The 16,969-nt window shown below is 73.2% G+C and carries 16 protein-coding genes and 1 pseudogene; 8 read left to right on the forward strand and 9 right to left on the reverse strand.

Annotated elements, in window-relative coordinates:
- Positions 1-13: 13 nt before the first annotated feature.
- The 4 genes from HNR25_RS03275 to HNR25_RS03290 all read right to left on the reverse strand — a co-directional run bounded on the left by HNR25_RS03275 (position 14) and on the right by HNR25_RS03290 (position 7,220).
- A complete protein-coding gene (locus tag HNR25_RS03275) occupies positions 14-1,654 on the reverse strand; it encodes a glycosyltransferase family 2 protein (RefSeq protein WP_184633263.1) in 1,641 nt (546 codons plus the stop codon).
- On the reverse strand, positions 1,651-3,750 hold the full coding sequence (locus tag HNR25_RS03280; protein ID WP_312862329.1) for a glycosyltransferase: 2,100 nt from the start codon (positions 3,748-3,750) through the stop codon (positions 1,651-1,653). Before HNR25_RS03280 ends, HNR25_RS03275 begins: the two co-directional genes overlap by 4 nt.
- Positions 3,747-4,922 carry a class I SAM-dependent methyltransferase gene (locus tag HNR25_RS03285; protein ID WP_221457421.1) on the reverse strand — a complete coding sequence of 392 codons (1,176 nt, stop codon included), beginning with the start codon at positions 4,920-4,922 and terminating at the stop codon, positions 3,747-3,749. The genes HNR25_RS03280 and HNR25_RS03285 overlap by 4 nt, the downstream gene beginning before the upstream one ends.
- Positions 4,923-5,138: 216 nt before the next feature.
- Positions 5,139-7,220 carry an acyltransferase family protein gene (locus tag HNR25_RS03290; RefSeq protein WP_184633264.1) on the reverse strand — a complete coding sequence of 694 codons (2,082 nt, stop codon included), beginning with the start codon at positions 7,218-7,220 and terminating at the stop codon, positions 5,139-5,141.
- Positions 7,221-7,651: 431 nt separating this feature from the next.
- On the opposite strand from HNR25_RS03290, the gene HNR25_RS03295 reads away from it, so the two are divergent.
- The 5 genes and pseudogenes from HNR25_RS03295 (at position 7,652) to HNR25_RS03310 (ending at position 9,881) form a co-directional block, all read left to right on the forward strand.
- Positions 7,652-8,200 (forward strand): hypothetical protein, encoded by a 549-nt coding sequence (locus tag HNR25_RS03295; RefSeq protein ID WP_184633265.1) that lies wholly within the window; start codon positions 7,652-7,654, stop codon positions 8,198-8,200.
- A 51-nt stretch (positions 8,201-8,251) separates the two neighbouring features.
- Positions 8,252-8,554 carry a DUF2397 family protein gene (locus tag HNR25_RS03300; protein ID WP_312862706.1) on the forward strand — a complete coding sequence of 101 codons (303 nt, stop codon included), beginning with the start codon at positions 8,252-8,254 and terminating at the stop codon, positions 8,552-8,554.
- Positions 8,555-8,638: 84 nt separating this feature from the next.
- Positions 8,639-8,812 (forward strand): annotated as a pseudogene (locus HNR25_RS25610) (SbcC/MukB-like Walker B domain-containing protein); the annotation flags it as partial.
- An 85-nt stretch (positions 8,813-8,897) separates the two neighbouring features.
- A complete protein-coding gene (locus HNR25_RS25615; protein ID WP_246463508.1) occupies positions 8,898-9,119 on the forward strand; it encodes a hypothetical protein in 222 nt (73 codons plus the stop codon).
- Between the two features lie 147 nt (positions 9,120-9,266).
- Entirely contained in the window at positions 9,267-9,881 is a 615-nt protein-coding gene (locus tag HNR25_RS03310) for a superoxide dismutase (RefSeq protein WP_184633266.1), read from the forward strand.
- A 323-nt stretch (positions 9,882-10,204) separates the two neighbouring features.
- Here the strand turns inward: HNR25_RS03310 and HNR25_RS03315 are convergent, their stop codons facing one another.
- The 3 genes from HNR25_RS03315 to HNR25_RS03325 all read right to left on the reverse strand — a co-directional run bounded on the left by HNR25_RS03315 (position 10,205) and on the right by HNR25_RS03325 (position 12,009).
- Positions 10,205-10,879 (reverse strand): HAD family hydrolase, encoded by a 675-nt coding sequence (locus tag HNR25_RS03315; protein WP_184633267.1) that lies wholly within the window; start codon positions 10,877-10,879, stop codon positions 10,205-10,207.
- A 97-nt stretch (positions 10,880-10,976) separates the two neighbouring features.
- Positions 10,977-11,603: a DUF4126 domain-containing protein gene (locus HNR25_RS03320; RefSeq protein ID WP_184633268.1), complete on the reverse strand. Its 627-nt coding sequence runs from the start codon at positions 11,601-11,603 to the stop codon at positions 10,977-10,979.
- Between the two features lie 151 nt (positions 11,604-11,754).
- Entirely contained in the window at positions 11,755-12,009 is a 255-nt protein-coding gene (locus tag HNR25_RS03325) for a DUF2630 family protein (protein ID WP_184633269.1), read from the reverse strand.
- 348 nt (positions 12,010-12,357) lie between these two features.
- Here HNR25_RS03325 and HNR25_RS03330 point away from each other — a divergent pair, with 348 nt between their 5' ends.
- On the forward strand, positions 12,358-12,645 hold the full coding sequence (locus HNR25_RS03330) for a metal-sensitive transcriptional regulator (RefSeq protein ID WP_184638765.1): 288 nt from the start codon (positions 12,358-12,360) through the stop codon (positions 12,643-12,645).
- A gap of 56 nt (positions 12,646-12,701) precedes the next feature.
- The gene (locus HNR25_RS03335; RefSeq protein ID WP_184633270.1) at positions 12,702-12,908 is read left to right on the forward strand and encodes a heavy-metal-associated domain-containing protein; all 207 of its coding nucleotides are present in this window, start codon (positions 12,702-12,704) and stop codon (positions 12,906-12,908) included.
- A gap of 114 nt (positions 12,909-13,022) precedes the next feature.
- Here the strand turns inward: HNR25_RS03335 and HNR25_RS03340 are convergent, their stop codons facing one another.
- Both HNR25_RS03340 and HNR25_RS03345 read right to left on the reverse strand, forming a co-directional pair.
- Complete coding sequence (locus HNR25_RS03340; protein WP_184633271.1) at positions 13,023-14,399, reverse strand: NAD(P)/FAD-dependent oxidoreductase; 1,377 nt, start codon at positions 14,397-14,399, stop codon at positions 13,023-13,025.
- A 240-nt stretch (positions 14,400-14,639) separates the two neighbouring features.
- Complete coding sequence (locus HNR25_RS03345) at positions 14,640-15,215, reverse strand: SACE_7040 family transcriptional regulator (protein ID WP_184633272.1); 576 nt, start codon at positions 15,213-15,215, stop codon at positions 14,640-14,642.
- Positions 15,216-15,351: 136 nt separating this feature from the next.
- On the opposite strand from HNR25_RS03345, the gene HNR25_RS03350 reads away from it, so the two are divergent.
- Positions 15,352-16,962 (forward strand): carboxyl transferase domain-containing protein, encoded by a 1,611-nt coding sequence (locus tag HNR25_RS03350; protein ID WP_184638767.1) that lies wholly within the window; start codon positions 15,352-15,354, stop codon positions 16,960-16,962.
- The last annotated feature ends 7 nt before the right edge of the window (positions 16,963-16,969 follow it).

A 16,969-nucleotide genomic window follows, 5' to 3' on the forward strand; every position in this document is an offset into this window, starting at 1 on the left:
CGCGGTCGCGGCGTCAGCGCGTCAGCCGCTCGACCAGCCGCCGCGGCAGGCCGCGGCCGAGCCAGCGCAGCCGCCGCTCCAACCGGTCGGCGCGGGCGCGCTGCGCGTCGGCCTTCCGCTCGGCCGCGCGCAGCCGCGTACCCCAATCGCGGGGCGGCTCCTCGTCCTCGTCGCCGACGATGCCCGCCCCGCCGATCCAGTGCAGCCCGTAGAGCCGGTCGACCGCGGCGTCCAGTTCCTCCGGCCCGCCCTGGTCGGCACCCAGTCGGCGGGCGCGCATGAACGCCGCGGTGCGCTCCAGCCGAACCGGGCGCGGCCCGAAGGCGTCCACGCTCGGGTCCGTGAGGCGTACCAGGCCGACCCGGTGCTGGTCGGCGACCTCGGTGATGCGCTCCACGGCGCGCCGTGTCGGCGCGCAGCCGGCGGGCAGGTGCAGCCGGAACGGCACCGCGATATCGCGTTCTGGCTCCTCCTCCGCGAAGGAGACACGGCTGTCCCCGCGGAACGCCTCCCGGATCAGCCGCAGGTCCAGCAGGTCCTCGTCCAGCGGGGAGCGCCGCTCCTCGCTCAGTGCCGACCAGGTTCCGACGACGCGGACACGGATGTCGGGAACGGTTCCGGCCAGCAGCGGCGCGAGCGTGGTCTCGGCGTCCTCCAACGACGCCGCGCCGACGTCGACCACGACGTCGACGTAGGGCACCGCCCACTGCCGCGGACCCTGGTTGCGCCAGTCCCGGAAGTCGGGGACCCGCGTGGCGACGAACGGACGCCGGTAGCGGGCACCGGCCTCACGGCGGGTCTGCATCTGGGTACGGCCCAAGTGCCAGCTGCTGCTGTCGAGGTCGGGGACGAACACCGCACCGGCCTGGGCCAGGCGGTAGGCGAACTCGGAGTCGCCGCCCAGCACCATCTCGCCCGCGAGCCCGCCGGCTTCGTCGAACAGGTCGCGGTGCAGCGAACCCGACGCGCCGATGAACACCGTATGGGCCCGATGGTCGGCCGCGGCCAGCGCCTCGGTGCGGTCGATCGTCCGCTCGATCCAGTGCTTCTCGGCGCTGCCGGCGTCGAACAGCTCGGCGGCGCGGCCCTCGGCGACGGCCGCGCGCACGCTTTCCGGATCCGGCTCGCCCGGGGTGAAGGGCACGAACAGCTTGTGACCCAGCACGGCCAGGTAGTCGGCGGCGTGGTGCCAGCGCAGCTGCGACTCCACGTGCTCGCGGTAGACCAGCATGTCGGCGTCCAGCCGCAGCACCACATCGCCGTCGCCGGCCGCGGCGCCGCAGGTGACCGCGTGCGCCGATCCCCAACCGCCCTCATCGGAGGCGATCAGCCTCGTGTTCTCCGGGCGCGCCTCGGGCAGACGCAGCGGCGGCTCGCTGCCGTCGTCCACGACCACGGTCTCCATCAAACGGGACGGATAGCTCTGCTCGGCCAGCGCCGCCAGCACCAGGTCGAGCTTGTCCTGGTGGCCGTGCGCGGGGACGATCACGCTCACGCTCAGGTGCGGCTCCCACTCCCCCAGACGCGGGATCTCCAGCGCCGTGTAGTCGTTGCGGCGGATCCAGGGCCGAGGCACTGCGGCGCCCCCGGACGCCCGCCCGGTGCTTTCCGGCTTCGTGCGGCCGCCTGCGGCGCCGCCGTCGACGATCGTCACACTGCCTCGCTCTCTCTGTCGCCTCGGCTCCCGGCACCGCCTTCCGCGTCGCCTCCGCCCTCGCCGGCCGGCCCGGCCTGCTCCTCGGGCAGGCCCGCAGGTCGGCGCCCCGGCCACTGGCGCAGCGAGTTGCGCAGGAAGTACCCGTGGTGCTCGACCCACGTGTGGCCCGACGAACGGCGCCGGATCAGGTAGTTGTGCGCGTGGGTGCGGTAGATCCGCCCGCCGGAGCCGCGGACCGCGAGCAGCAGCTGGGTGTCCACGGCACGCGCCAGCGGACGGAATCCGCCGCACTCCTCCAGAACCACCCGGTCGGTCAGCAGGCTGCCGCCCGACACGTGGGGGATGATCCGCTCCGACGCACCGGGGCGCCAGACCGTGCGGTCGATATCCTCCAGGTAGACGAACTCCGGGCCGCAGCCCACCACGTCGGCGGAGGCGTAGGTGCGGGCCAGCAGCAGGTCCGCGAGGTAGTCGGGACTGTAGAAGTCGTCGTCGTCCATTTTGGCGACGACGCTGCCGCGGGCGCGTGCGGCCGCCCGGTTGAGCACCGCCCCGAACACGTCGTCCTGGTCGGCCTCGTACACGGTGATTTCGCGCCCGCCGGCGGCGAAGCGCTCGACGGCGCCGGCGACGCCGGGCGCGTCGGTGCCGAACCCGTGCAGCGCCAGCACCACCTCCAGCTCGACGCCGCGCTGGCGGCCGATCTGCTCCAGTGCGAATCCCACCAGTTCGGGGCGCCGGGTGCACAGCAGCACCGACACCCGCGGCTCGGGCGCGGGCACCACCCCGGCGTGGGCGCCCAGGGTCCGCCAGCGCGCCGAGACCGAGTGCGTACGCAAGGCGCAGCGCCGCAGCGCGATGCTGTGGCGCTCACGGCACAGCTGGTCGGCGAGGTCCTCGGCGGTGACCGACGTCAGCAGCGTGCTGAGCTCGGCGCCCAACGGAGCGGCCCACGCGGGTGCTTCCTGCGTAGTGAAGAGCGGCACGCCTCCTGCCGCGAGGCCGGCGACGGCGCGCATGGCGGCCAACGGGCCGCTGTGGCCCGACCACCCGAAGCGGACGGCGCGCAGGCCGCGCAACCGCGCCAGCTCGACCTCGGTGACCGCACCGGAGTCGGGAAGGCGCGCGACCACCTCGTTTCCGGCGATGACGGCCGGGCGTCCGTCGCGCGCCACGAGGTCTCCCACACGCCGGCCCGCCTCGCCGACGAAGCCGACCGGGTTGACCACGCGCTCGTCGACCGGCGGCAGCTGCGCGGGCGCGCCCCGCCCCAGACTCGCGCGCCGGATGCGCCGGGGCCCTTCGGGGCCGCTGATGGCCGACCAGCTCAACTCGTCGGAGGCGGGCCGGTCCAGCGCCGGTACCTCGTCGTCCTCCCATCGGGGGTGCACCGCTCCGCCGACCCGCAGCGCCACGTCGGCCAGCGGTGTGGTCCGGTTGAGCGGTACCGGACCTGCGGGCGCTGCGGCGACCGCCCGAGCCTGGCCGGGCAGCCACGACGGCGCGTCGGCTCCGCTCAGCGCGGCCGCCGGGGTCGGCGCCGGTCCCCGGGGCCTGCCGATCGCTCCGTCGGCCACCGCGTTCAGCGCCGGGCCGGGATCGACCGGTTCCAGGAAGTACAGTTCGCAGGCCCAGTGGCCGGCGGCGCCGAGCCGGCGCACGCGCGCCTCTTGCAGCTGCCGCCACTGGCCCAGCCCCGGAGCCGCGGGCAGCGGGGGCTCGTGGTGGGCCGCGGAACCGACGACCACCACGACCTGGTGGGTGCGGGGCAACCGCGACCCCAGACTGACGGCGCGCCGCAGGTCGGCGACGGTGGCGGCGACGACGGCGACCACGCCGGCCGCGGGAGCGGATCCGGTCCCGCCCGGAGGTTCGGCCGCTGCGACGCCGGAAGGTGCGCTCACCGCGGCGTCCAGCAGCGGTCCGCCGTGCGCGGACGTGCGTTCCAGGTCGACCCGTCGGTCGCCGGACCGCAGCGCCACGGCGCCGAGTCCGCGCCCGGCGCCCTCGCCGATATGGCCGACCAGTGCCGGAGCGCCGCCGCACAGATGCAGCGCCCGGTCCAGCACCTCCTCGACCGGCTCCCCGGTCACAGCGCCTTCCTGGTGAAGACGCGGGCGCCCTTCTCGGTCTGCTCCTCCTCCACGCTGAGCTCGGGGAACTCCTCAAGCCAGCGCTCCTCGACCGCGCGTTCGTCGGGGCGGTCGGCGTCGTCGAGCACGAAGACCGCGTCCGAAGCGCACCGGGGAATCAGAACGGGCAGAGCGGGATAGCGCGCCTGCTCGGCGGTACTGCCGGGCGGCCCGTCGACGAAGACCAGGCCGATGTCGTGCAGGTCCGCCACGGCCGCGGCGTCGTACCAGGGCCGGTCGGCCTCGTCGGCGTCCCCGTCCGCTCCGGAGTCGGGGCTCCATTCGGTCAGGGGCGCGTCGCGGATCTCCACGATGTCGTCGAGCCCGTGGTCGCGCACCAGCCGGCGCGACCGCTCGGCGTAGTACCCGCTGTGCTCCAGCGCGACCAGGCGCCCCCGGCCGGCACGGCGCAGCGCATACCCCAGCCACACGCTGGAGGCGCCGCTGCCGCATTCGACCACCAGATCCGGCCCGTGCCGGTCGACGAGGCGCACCACCACCCGCATCACGTCGGGTGACGCGGCCCAGCCGCGCAGCGGGGGCATGAAGGCGGCCGCGCCGAGGTGGTCGCGCAGCTCGGCCCAGGCCACCTGCTGTTCGTAGTCGTTGCGGCCCTGTACGGCGACCGAGCGGGACAGTTCCGCCGACATCTCCGGAAGGACCCGGGCGCGCATCCGCTTGAGCTCGTTGCGGGTGCTGCCGAGGGTCTTGACCGTCTCAAGGCGGTCGGCTTCGACGGTCTCGACGACCTTGCGCCCGTTGGCGTCGACGCGCCGATCGATCTCCTTGAGCTCCTCGCGGGCGCTGTCCAGCGCCGTGACCATCTCCAGGCGGTCGGCTCCGACGGCCTCCACCACCGTGCGCCCTTGGGCGTCGACCCGCCGGTCGATGTCCTTGACCTTGCGGCTGACCGCGCCCACCCGGCGGACCAGAACCACCGCGAGCAGCGCGTTGGCCGCAGCGGCGGCGCCGACGGCGCCGGTCGCCGCCAGCAGCAGGGCGCCCTCCCACGAGAGCGCTCCCGAGCTCGCCAGTGCCGCGATCCCGGCCAGTCCGGCGAGTCCGACCGCTCCGGCCGGCACGGCGACCGCCAGGTACTTCCGGCGGGATCGCAGAAGGCGCAGGAACCGCATTGAGGACCTCCAGGGTCGTGGCCCGCCGATCTGGGGACGGACTGGGGGATCTCCCACGCCGTGGCCGCGACCGCTGCTTCGAAACGGTCGAGGCCGCCGGAGCACGGGGTCACCCGTGTTCGAAACGGACTGAAGCGGGGCGTAATCGACACTAACCCAGGGGGCGAGAGCTGCACACCGGGCACGCGCAGCGGTGTGAAATCCGAAAATCCGCGGTCACCACCCGGTCGCCGCGCGCACGCGCTCGCCGAGAATCGGCGCCAGCGTGCGGCTGTAGGTGGCGGTCAGGTGGGAGTGGTCCCAGAACACCAGCACGTTGCCGACGACGGCGGGACAGCGGCCGTCGGGGCAGACGTAGTCGGTCAGGTCGATCAGTTCCACGTTGGCCGGGATGTCGCTGCGGCTCCGGGCGGGGTCGGTCTCGGCATGGCTGTAGGACTCCGGCGACGCGCACCCCGCGCGCCCGTTCGCCTCCACGCACGCGGCCCCTTCGTAGTCGATCCGGGGCAGATCGCGGATTCCGACGACGTCGATCCCCATGGCGTCCAACTGCTGCCAGCGCTCGATGAAGCCCGGGTGCACGGTCTCGTCGGAAGGGAGGGCGCGCGTGGAAGAGGTGAGCACCGCGTCGGGGCGCCGTCGGTCGAGTTCGGCCATGGCGCCTTCGCGCCATTCGACGCACTCGGCGAACGGCTCTCCGTCGAGGGTGGGCGGGTCGGTGCTGAACTGGCAGCCGCTCTTGGTCAGCGTCACGACCCGCCACCCGTTGGCCTGCGCCGCCTCCCACAGGGCGGCGAACCAGTGCGCCGAGCGGGAGGCGCCCACGAGCGCAACGGTGTGCTCGGCCGAGTCGGGTCCGTACTCGCAGACGACCGGCTCGGCCTCGTCCAGGCCCACGTGGCAGCCGTTCTCAAAGTCGATGTTCTGGTCGGCCTTGGCATCGGCGGGCGCGGGCAGCACCGGCGCCCGGGGCGTGGTCTCGGCGAGGCGCGGATCGGCCAGTACCTGCGCGCCCGGATACCGGCCCTCGTCGGTCACCGATTCCGCCTGTTCCCGGCGCTCCTCGCGCTCCTGTGTGAGCCGGGCCGACCACGCCGACGACGCCGCTGCCACGAGCAGGAGCGCGGCGGCTGCCGCGCCCAGGGACGACAGCCGGCCGCGCGGGCCGCGCTGCAGCCGCGCCAGGCCGTCCCGGACCAGCGCCGTGGTCGCCGCGGCCAGCAGCACCGACACCGCCAGCACGAGGCATCCGCCCAGCAGCCCGGCCGCCTCGCGGCCGGTGGCCTGCAGGTAGAAGACCAGCACCGGCCAGTGCCACAGGTACAGCGCATAGGCCAGGTCGCCCAGGCGCGTCAGCGGGCGCCACGACAGCAGGCGGTCGGCGCCCCACCACCGCTCGGATCCGCCGCCGAGAACGACCAGCGCCGCGGCGGTCGTGGGCCACAGCGCGGTGTAGCCGGGGAACAGCGCCGAGACGTCCATCAGCGCCCCGCACAGCACGAGCGCCGACAGCCCGACCCAGCCCAGCACCGCGCGGACCCGCCCCGGCACGCCCGGCGCCGGCGGCAGCAGCGCCAGCAGCCCGCCCAGTGCCAACTCCCACAGGCGCGCTCCGGTGTCGAAGTAGGCCCAGGGCTGGTCGGCCGCGGTGATATGCACGGAGTAGGCCAGCGACCCGGCGAACACCGGCGCGAGCGCCACCGGAACGGCTCGCCGCAGGCCCACGCCCAGCCGGTTCGCGGCCAGGGCCGCAGCGGCTACCAGAGCCGGCCACAGCAGGTAGGCCTGCCCCTGGACGGACAGCGACCAGAAATGCTGCAGCGGGCCGGCGGCGCTGTTCTGCGCCGTGTAGTCGACCGCGTTCAGTGCCAGGTGCCAGTTCTCGACGTACAGCGCCGAGGCGAGCACCTGGTCGGCGGTCGCCTGGAGCTGCGAGCCCGGCAGGAGGAAGGGAGCCGCCGCGAGGACCGCGGCGAGTACCACCGCGGCCGCCGGCACGAGCCGGCGCACCAGTCGCCCGAAGAAGGCGGCGAAGCCGACGGCGCCGTCGCGCTCCAGCGCACGCACCAGCGACCCGGTGATCAGAAACCCGGTGAGCAGCAGGAACACGTCCACGCCGCCCGAGACGCGGTCGAACCAGATGTGGTACACGGCGACGAGCACGACGGCCACCGCGCGCAGCCCTTGGACCTCCGGGCGGTACCGCCGTTCCCGGCCTCCGGGCGGACCCCCCGGCGCCGGTGCGGGTGCGCTGGCGGCGCGAGCCGCGGAACCGGCGGCCGACGACGACACGGACATGGGCGGGATGACCTCCGAGGAGCAATAGGAGCTGCGCCGAAGCGCGAAGGCCGGTCCGGCGGGAGCGAAGCGCGGGTACAGGGGCCCACCGCGGTACCGCGCCCGGATCCGGACGGAGGCTGTGCCACCGCCCTCCCGGCCCGCCCCGGCTCTGCTCTGGACATGCGGCTCGGGTCGCCGCTGCCGCACCGCCGGACACGAGTGCCGGAGGGCGGGCGGGCCGGGCCGCAGAAGGTCGGCCACGGCCCAGGATTCGCCATTCGGGTACTGCTTCGGGGGTCGAATGGTCGACGGAAGGGTGAATTCCAGTCGACCACCGTCGGTCGTTCCATTCTCATGGGGTGAACCGCCCGGCCCCGGGGTGCGAATATAGACGCCTCTTATGTCACCCCTCGGCACCCCAATCCTCCTGTCTCTTCAAAAGGGGCGAAATGCGTGTTTTCGTGCTATGCACCGGCCGCTGCGGATCGGTCACCCTCGCCACCGCCTGCGGCGAGCTGACCGACTTCACGGTCGGCCATGAGAGTCGGTCCCGCCTCGTGGGGGACGAGCGCTTGGCGTTTCCCGATCAGCACGTCGAAGTCGACAACCGGCTCTCCTGGTTCCTGGGCGAGCTGGACGAGCGCTACGGCGACGACCCGCTCTACGTGCACCTGCGCCGCGACCCGGAGCTGGTCGCGCACAGCTACGCCCGGCGCTGGGACAGCGGCGACCCGGCGGGCATCATCCGGGCATTCGCCGGCGGGGTCGTCATGCGCAGGAAATCCTGGCCCCAGGAGCAGCGGCTGGAGGTGAGCCGCTACTACGTGCGCACCGTCACCGCCAACATCGAAGCGTTCCTGGCCGACAAGTCGCGGCAGATGACGGTGTGGCTGGACGAGGTCGAGGAGTGGTTCCCGGTCTTCTGGGAGCGGCTCGGCGGCCGCGGCGACTGCGACGCCGCGCTCAAACACTTCGAGGTGCGCCACAACGCGAGCTGAACGGCCCGCGCCGGACCGATCCGGGCCGGCGCCGCCGAGCGCCGCGGCGAGATCGACGCCGGCGCGTCGCGCCTGGACGCGGTCGTCGACCGCCTGGAGCAACGGGCCCGCTGGGGCGACCTCGTACCGGGACGGCGCGAACCCGCCGCCACCATCGCCGGGTTCACCGGCAGCCGAGTGCGCTACCAGGCCGCCAAGCTGGCGGTTCGGGTGCAGCGCGGCGCCGAGGACGTGCTCAGCGCCGCCGAAGGCGCCCGCGAGGTCTCCCGCGAGCCGGCGGCCGCGCGCGGCGACCCGGCCGGGGCGGCTGTCCAGCGACGCGCTGGAGGTGCTGTGCGCACTGCTCCGGCCTGACCGCGGCCCTGCAGCCGCGGCCGCAGGCCCGGGGGGCGCGCATCGGTTCTGAGCTGGGGGCGCTGGAGCTGCACGGGGGTGGAGGTGACCTGGACGTGGCGGACCCGCCGGTGGTACGCCTACCGCGGGCGGATCCACGACACCGGCCCCGACGGCAAGCCGCGCGACCACCGCATCCGCCGGCTCTCCTCGGGCGAGACCCGGTCGGTGTCCTATGTCACTCTGTTCGCCGCGAGCGCGGCGTTCTACGACGCGCTGCAGAGCGACGCCGAGGGCCCGCTGCGCATGGCACTGCTGGACGGGGCGTTCGGGCGCCCCCACCATCGCGCGGCTGCTGGAGCTGGTGGATCTGGACATGGACGGGGCGATCACCTGGCCGTCGGGCTACGGAGTATCCCCCCGCATCGACCGCATGCACATCTGCGACATCCTCAAGCGCACGGGTGCGTGGGGTGCGGCCTGCGCCCGCACGACCTGGAACGGAGCGGGGGTCGAACGCGCCGGACAGGCCGGCGCCGGCAGGGGCCCGCGCGCCGCGGGGGTAAGAGCCGGGGCCGGTGGGTAGCGCTGCCGGGGGCGCCCCGCCGCTATTCCCGAACCGGCCTGTCACAAGGGCTACACGGGCGATCGGTGCCCGCTGCTGATAGCTTCTTTACCGGCGATCAACGTCGTCCCGCAAACATTGGAATCGCGTCAGAGAGGTGCGTAGAACATGCCTGCGCCTTACGAGCTCCCGGAGTTGCCTTACGACTACTCGGCGCTGGAGCCGTGGATCTCCGGTCAGATCATGGAGCTGCACCACGACAAGCACCACGCCGCCTACGTCACGGGTGCCAACACCGCGCTCGACAAGATGGCCGAAGCTCGGGACAAGAACGACCTGAGCACGGTCAACATGCTCGAGAAGAACCTGGCGTTCAACCTGGCGGGGCACGTCAACCACTCGGTCTTCTGGCCGAACATGTCGCCCGACGGCGGCGACAAGCCCGAGGGCGAGCTCGCGGCCGCCATCGACGACCAGTTCGGCGGCTTCGACGCCTTCCGCGCCCACTTCACCGCGGTGGCGACGGGCGTGCAGGGCTCGGGCTGGGCGATCCTCGCCTGGGACATCCTCGGTCAGCGGCTGATCATCGAGCAGCTCTACGACCACCAGGGAAACCTGGCCGCGGGCTCCTACCCGCTGCTGATGCTGGACATGTGGGAGCACGCCTTCTACCTGCAGTACCTGAACGTCAAGGCGGACTACGTCAAGGCGTTCTGGAACGTCGTGAACTGGGCGGACGTGCAGCGCCGCTTCGACGACGCGCGCAAGGTCCAGCTGGGCTGAGAGTCGGGCTCGACCGGCCGGCCCGGGGCCGGGTCCGCGGGGGGCGGCACCGCCGGTGCCGCCCCCCGTCGCGTGTCCGGCGCCGGCGCTCCGGGCGCTACTCGCCCTGCGCCCGGCGGCGAGGACGGAGGTGGGTCGGCTCAGCGGCTGCCGGGTGTCCGGTCGCCCACGGCCCGGGATCCGGAACGAGCGCGTCGGTCACCCGGCGGCGGTCGGAGAAAACCGCCGAGAACCGTCGCGAGCCGCCCCGGGGGCCTGGTGGAGTCGGCGGTGACCGCTCCGCTGCGATCTCCACGGTGGGCCGCTCGACGCCCGACCGGATCTCAGGCGGAGAGGGCGGCGACGGCCTGCCGCGGGGTGTCGACCACGGGGTGGCCGGTCGCCTCCAACCGCTCCCGGCTCATCAGCCCCGAGGCCACCAGAACCGCGTTGGCTCCGGCTTCGGAGGCGGCGCGGCCGTCGTCGTCGATGTCGCCGACCAGCGCCACGGTGGCGGGGTCGACGCCCAGCTCATCCAGGTGGGCGGCCAGGTGGCGGGCCTTGGAGCCGTCGGGGGTGTCGAAGCGCCGCCCGTCCACCCGCGCGAAGTGCTCGCCGAGGGCGCGTTCGGCGACTACCCCGGCGAGTTGGTCGTGGGAGGCCATCGACAGCAGCGACTGCGATCCGCCGTACGCGTGCCAGTCCAGCAGGATGTCGGGGACCCCGTCGGCCAGGCCGCAGGACGGCAGCATCGCGGTGTAGTGGTCGTCGTAGGTACGGTTCAGCCGCGCCCACTCCCGCTCGGTCAGGCGGCGGCCCAGCAGATCCTCGTAGCACCCCAGCAGCGGCCTTCGGAAGAAGGTGCGCCAGAAGTCCAGTTCGACCGGATCCCGGCCGAACTCCGCGCAGACGCGGTTGAGGGCGGCGATGTTGGCGTGGTTGTCGTCGAGCAGCGTCCCGTTCCAGTCCCAGACGATGTGCTTGACGCCGTTGAGGCGAGTGAACCCGTTGTATTCCACCCTGAGCACTATAGGTCGCCGCCTCCGCGGCGCTGAACGGGGCCGGGCGGCCGAGCGGCGGCGTCCGCCGTGCGGCGGGCACCGCCGTGTTCCGGTCTCAGTACACGCCCGGCGGCGCCGCGGCGGCCGCCCGGCGGCGGTACCTGCGCCGCCGGGCGGCCCACACGCCTACCGCCGCCAGCAGCACCGCGGCGGCCGCGGCCAGGACCGGGACGAGGACGGCCGCCAGTGCGGTGAGCACGCTGGCGCCGTCCTCGGCGACGCTGACCAGCGGGCCGCCGGCGCCGAAGGTGGCGGCGTTGAGCACCGGGCGTGCGGCGGCCTTCAGCAGGTGGAAGACCAGCGCGATCAGTACACCCGCGGCGATCGGCCACCAGCCGGCGCCCGAGTCGCCGCCGGACGGGCCGCCGGCGGCTGCGGCGAACTCGGCGGCGCCCGTGGAGGAGACTCCGGCTCCGAAGTTGACACCGCCCGAGCTCGGGCGGACGACGGTCTGCACGATGTCGTTGACGCTGTCGACGAACGGGATCTTGTCTGCGGCCAGTTCCAGCATCAGCAGTACGCCGATCACGCCGAGCGCGGCCGGATGCTCGAGCCACTGCCACGCCTCGCCCAGTGGCAGCAGGTCGGTGAAGCGCGCGAGGATTCCGACGGTCAGCAGGGGTATGTACGCGTTGAGGCCGGCGGCCGAGGCGAGCCCGGTCCCGGTCAGAATCTCCAGCATCGAAGGGCGGCCCGATCCGTCTCATCCGCTCCGGTCACCTGAGCCGGAGTGCGGACGCGCGGGTGCGCGACCGCCCGGCGCGGTGCGTTCACCGGATGCGACTCGCCGGATCCCCCGCAGGTTCCGGATTTTCGGCGTCCCCCGGATCAGATCACTGGCGGTAGTTCTCGACCTCGTCGAGGGACCGCGGGCGGACGCCGTCGGGGTCGTCGCCGAACTCTTCGCGGGCGCGGCGCCGGCGCAGCAGGTCCCAGCACTGGTCGAGTTCGCTCTCCAGGCGGCGCATGCGCTGGCGCTCGTCGGGCGTCAGCCGGTGCTCGCTCTGCTCGCGCAGGTCGCGCTCCTCGGTCACCAGAGCGTCGATACGGCCGAGAATGCTGCTCTCCTGGCTGCTGGAGTCGTTCATACCCCCATGGTCGGCGCCGTGCCACGGCGTTGGCAAGCCTGCCCCGCGACTGTGCGCTGCGAATTCACTCGGTTGCGCGCCCGTTCGGGGACCCGCGGTACCCGCACGGCGGAGCCCGGGGCCGGCGGCGCGCGGGCCGGGGCGCCGCCTGCGCCCGGATACGCCCCGCGGGTACCGGTTCGCGGTGTTGCGCCTGCCGCGGCGGCGATACTGGAGACCGTCGGGCGGCCGGTATGGTTCCGGGGCGACGCACCCGGTCGCGGGAATTCCGGACGCGCACAGGGCGCTGCTATACCCGAAGGGGGTATATTGATGGCTGCAGAGCGGGACACTCAGGAGAACACGCAGATGGCCACCTACGGCTACCACGACAACAAGAAGAGCCACCTGGACCGGCTCAGCCGGATCGAGGGGCAGGTGCGTGGACTGCAGCGGATGGTCGAGAGCGACTCCTACTGCATCGACGTACTCACGCAGACGACCGCGGTGAACAAGGCGCTGCGTTCGTTCGCGCTGTCGATGCTCGACGAGCACCTCAAGCACTGCGTCGGCCATGCCGTCGCCAACGGCGGCGAGGAGGCCGACGAGAAGGTGCGCGAGGCCTCCGAGGCCATCGCGCGGCTGGTGCGCTCCTGACCCGCCTTGCGGAGACGAACACGCGTCCGGGAGGACCGGGAGGAAAGGGGTCGGCCATGTCCGCTACCGCCATCACCGTCAAAGGGATGACCTGCGAGCACTGCGTCACGGCGGTGACCGAGGAGGTCTCGGCGCTGCCGGGGGTGACCTCGGTCCAGGTCGACCTGGGCAGCGGCCGGGTCGACGTCGAGAGCCGGAGCCCGCTCAGCGGCGAGCAGCTCGATGCCGCGATCGACGAGGCGGGTTACGAGATCGTCCGCTGAACGCGGCCGGCCGCGGCGCCGCCGGGCGGCCCGGGAAACGGGGGCGCCGGCGGTGCGCCGGCCGGCCGGCGCACCGCCGCGCTCGCGTCGCCCCGCCGCGTTCGGCCCGGCCGATCAGCCGCCGCTTCCGGCCGCTTCCTGTGCCTGCAGCAGCTGCGCACTCTGCCGCTGCGCGTCCGCGGCGCTGAGGTAGTGGGCCGCCTCCAGGTCGACGAAGGTCGACGGTTTTCCGCGGTGGAAGCCCAGGCGGGCGACCTCGCCGCCGGTGATGCCGCGGATCATCCAGTTGGCCGCCACCCGCGCGCGAGCGGGGTTGGAGGGCAGCGACCACAGGTGGTATCCGCGTGTGACCGCGAACGCCGGGAAGCCCGACAGGTCGTAGCCCAGCGGCCGCGCGACGGCGTCGCGCCCGCTCAGGTCGACCACCAGGCCCAGGTCCTTGTGCAGGAACGTGCGCAGCGGCCGCCCGGTCAGCGAGGAGATCGCGTTGTCGGCGGCGACGGTGCCCTGGCGCTCGGCGTACTGGGCGGTGGGCGGGCACACCGCTCCGCGGTCGTCCTTGCTCAGGTCCGGCACCGCGGCCGCGTCGCCGACCGCGAAGACGTCGGGCATCTCGGGAACCGCGAGGTCGGATCCCACCACAAGCTTTCCGCGGCTGGTCTCGGTACCCAGCGATTCCATCAACGGGCTGGGCGAAGTCCCGGCGGTCCAGATCAGCGTGCGGCACGGCAGTATGCGGCCGTCGGTCAGCGCCACCTTCTGCTCGGTGACCTCCTTGACGGTCACCTCCAGCTTGACTTCCACCCCCATGGAGCGCAGCAGGTCGAGCGCCTCGTCGCCCAGCTTGGTACCCAGCTCGGGCAGCAGCCGCGGCGCGATGTCGACCAGGTGCCAGCTGATGGCCGAGCGCAGCGAGGGGTAGAGCTGGGCCGCCTCTTCGGTCAGCCGGCGCAGTGAGGCCGCGGTCTCCACGCCGGTGTAGCCGCCGCCGACCACGACGAACCGGCAGCGCTCCTCGCGCTCGACGGGGTCGGCCGTGGCGTTGGCCAGCTCCAACTGGGCGAGCACGTGGTCGCGCAGGACGGTTGCTTCGGCGAGGTTCTTGTTGCCGAAGGCGTGCTCGGTCAGCCCGGGGATGTCGAAGACGCGGGTGAGACTGCCCGGCGCGACGACGAGCCGGTCGTAGCGCTCCACGGTCATGTCGTCGGAGATCTTGCGGACCAGCACCGCCTTGGACTCGGTGTCGACGCCCACGGCCGATCCCGGCACGATGCGGGTGCGCCGCAGCGACCGGTGCAGCGACACCGCCAGCGACTGCGGCGTGAGCAGCCCCGAGGCCACTTGCGGCAGCAGCGGACTGTAGAGCATGTAGTCGTTGGGTGCGACCAGGACGATGTCGGCGGCACCTTTGGGGACGCGCCGTTCGAGCCGCTTCAGCACCTGCAACCCTGCGAATCCTGCGCCGATCACCACGATGCGAGGCCGTGCCATCGTCGTACCACTCCCCCTTGAACCGCTCTGCGGTGCGGACCCGACCGGGCGCGGCCGCACCGGCGGCGCGCCGAACGGACGGGTCCGTTGGTGTTCAGGGCTGCCCGAGTGCCCCCAGGTCAAACCTAGGGCGCGCCGCACGGAAGCGCACCGCCCGACACCCCGGCGGCGCCGGAGGCACGGCGGGCGGGGCTCCGGCGAAACGGTGGCGCACGTGCGAGCCGCCTCCGGTGCCGTCGGTCAGTCCCCGGCCAGCAGCGCGGCCCGGCCCATGTCCAGCAGGAGTCCGGCCATGGGTTCGGGCGTCAGCTCCTGGGCGCTGTGCGGGGTGGAGTTGAGCAGGCCGAACGCGGCGTGCACGGCCGCACGCAGGGTCGCCGGGTCCGACGCGGGGCGCAATCGCGCGAGCACGCCCACCCACTGCTCGACGTAGCCGCGCTGAAAGCGGCGGATGCGGCGGCGGTCGGGGGCGGGGACGTTGTCCAGCTCGCGGTCGTGCACGGTGATCAGCGCGGGTTCGGTCAGCGCGAAGCGGATATGGCCGCGCAGCAGTTCCTCCAGCGCCGATCGGGGGTCGTCGGCGCAGGCCTCGGCGCGCTGCTTGCCGTCGGCGGCCAGACGCTCGCTGACCTCCAGAAGGATGGCCGCCAGCAGCGCTTCCTTGCCGGGGAAGTGCCGGTAGAGGGCGGGACCGCTGGTGCCGACGGCACGTCCCAGGTCGTCGATGCTGACGCCGTGGAAACCGCGGGCGGCGAACAGCCCGGCCGCGGCCCGCAGGATCTCGGCGCGGCGGTCGCCCCCGGAGCGGCCGGCCATCTGCGCCTCCTTCCCTCGGCGCCGCGCGTCGATCTCAGAAGGCGGGCGCGCGGCTCTGGACACCGGCGTTAACGGACACTAACATCCCGAATGTTAGCGATCATTAACCGCGGAGGCCACGATGCCAACGGGACCGGTGCTCAGCTCGGCCATCGACACCGAGAGCGCCGAATTCGCAGCCAACACCCGCGCCAACCGCGCCCTGGCCGACCAGCTGCGCGACCGGGTCGCCGCAACCGCCCTGGGCGGACCGGAGAAGACCCGCGCCCGCCATGCGGAGCGCGGCAAGCTGCTGCCGCGCGAGCGCGTGGACCGCCTGCTCGACCCCGGCTCGCCGTTCCTCGAACTGTCGCCGCTGGCCGGCTGGGGCCTCTACGGCACCGACGGCCACGACGCCCCCGCCGCCGGGATCATCACCGGAATCGGACGGGTATGCGGGCGCGAGACGGTGATCGTGGCCAACGACGCCACGGTCAAGGGCGGCAGCTACTACCCCGCCACCGTCAAAAAGCACCTGCGCGCGCAGGAAGTGGCGCTGCACAACCGGCTGCCGTGCGTGTACCTGGCCGACTCCGGCGGCGCGTTCCTGCCGATGCAGGACGAGGTCTTCCCCGACCGCGAACACTTCGGCCGGATCTTCTACAACCAGGCGACCATGTCGCAGCTGGGCGTCCCGCAGATCGCCGCGGTACTGGGGTCCTGCACGGCCGGAGGCGCCTACGTCCCGGCGATGAGCGACGAAGCCGTGATCGTGCGCGACCAGGGCACGATCTTCCTGGGCGGCCCGCCCCTGGTGAAGGCCGCCACCGGCGAAGTCGTCACCGCCGAGGAGCTGGGCGGCGGCGACGTGCACGCCCGCGTGTCCGGGGTCGTCGACCACCTGGCCGACGACGACGGCCACGCGCTGGCGCTCGTCCGCCAGATCGCCGACACGCTGGGGCCGCGCGCCGAACCGGCCTGGGAGCGCGCCGAGCCGGAACCGCCCGCCCTCGACCCCGCCGAGATCCACGGTGTGGTGCCCACCGACACCCGCACCCCCTACGACGTGCGCGAGGTCATCGCCCGCGTGGTCGACGGCAGCGGGTTCACCGAGTTCCGGGCCGAGTACGGCACCACTCTGGTCTGCGGGTTCGCCCGCATCCACGGCCACCCGGTGGGGATCGTCGCCAACAACGGCATCCTGTTCGGGGAGTCGGCGCTCAAAGGCGCGCACTTCATCGAGTTGTGCGACCGGCGCTCCACGCCGCTGGTGTTCCTGCAGAACATCTCCGGGTTCATGGTCGGCCGCGACTACGAAGCCGGCGGGATCGCCAAGCACGGCGCCAAGATGGTCACGGCGGTGGCCTGCGCGCGGGTGCCCAAGTTCACCGTGGTCATCGGCGGCTCCTTCGGCGCCGGCAACTACAGCATGTGCGGGCGGGCGTATTCGCCGCGGTTTCTGTGGATGTGGCCCAACGCGCGGATCTCGGTGATGGGCGGCGAGCAGGCCGCCTCGGTCCTGGCCACCGTGCGGCGCGAGCAAGCGGAAGCCCGCGGCGAGGAGTGGCCGGCCGACGAGGAAGAGCGGTTCAAGGAACCGATCCGCGAGCAGTACGAACGGCAGGGCGACCCCTACTACTCCACGGCGCGGCTGTGGGACGACGGCGTCATCGACCCGGCCGACACCCGCACCGTGCTGGCGCTGGGGCTGGAATCCGCCCGCCACGCGCCGCTGGAGCCGGTGGGCTATGGCGTCTTCCGGATGTGAGGTGGAC

This window comes from Streptomonospora salina, assembly GCF_014204715.1.
Lineage (GTDB): Bacteria > Actinomycetota > Actinomycetes > Streptosporangiales > Streptosporangiaceae > Streptomonospora > Streptomonospora salina.

Bases quoted from the DNA above. Each gene is read 5' to 3' on its own strand.
- HNR25_RS03285 (WP_221457421.1), bottom strand. From the start codon at position 4,922: ATGCGGTTCCTGCGCCTTCTGCGATCCCGCCGGAAGTACCTGGCGGTC.
- HNR25_RS03290 (WP_184633264.1), bottom strand. From the start codon at position 7,220: ATGTCCGTGTCGTCGTCGGCCGCCGGTTCCGCGGCTCGCGCCGCCAGC.
- HNR25_RS03295 (WP_184633265.1), top strand. From the start codon at position 7,652: ATGCGTGTTTTCGTGCTATGCACCGGCCGCTGCGGATCGGTCACCCTC.
- HNR25_RS03310 (WP_184633266.1), top strand. From the start codon at position 9,267: ATGCCTGCGCCTTACGAGCTCCCGGAGTTGCCTTACGACTACTCGGCG.
- HNR25_RS03320 (WP_184633268.1), bottom strand. From the start codon at position 11,603: ATGCTGGAGATTCTGACCGGGACCGGGCTCGCCTCGGCCGCCGGCCTC.
- HNR25_RS03325 (WP_184633269.1), bottom strand. From the start codon at position 12,009: ATGAACGACTCCAGCAGCCAGGAGAGCAGCATTCTCGGCCGTATCGAC.
- HNR25_RS03330 (WP_184638765.1), top strand. From the start codon at position 12,358: ATGGCCACCTACGGCTACCACGACAACAAGAAGAGCCACCTGGACCGG.
- HNR25_RS03335 (WP_184633270.1), top strand. From the start codon at position 12,702: ATGTCCGCTACCGCCATCACCGTCAAAGGGATGACCTGCGAGCACTGC.
- HNR25_RS03340 (WP_184633271.1), bottom strand. From the start codon at position 14,399: ATGGCACGGCCTCGCATCGTGGTGATCGGCGCAGGATTCGCAGGGTTG.
- HNR25_RS03345 (WP_184633272.1), bottom strand. From the start codon at position 15,215: ATGGCCGGCCGCTCCGGGGGCGACCGCCGCGCCGAGATCCTGCGGGCC.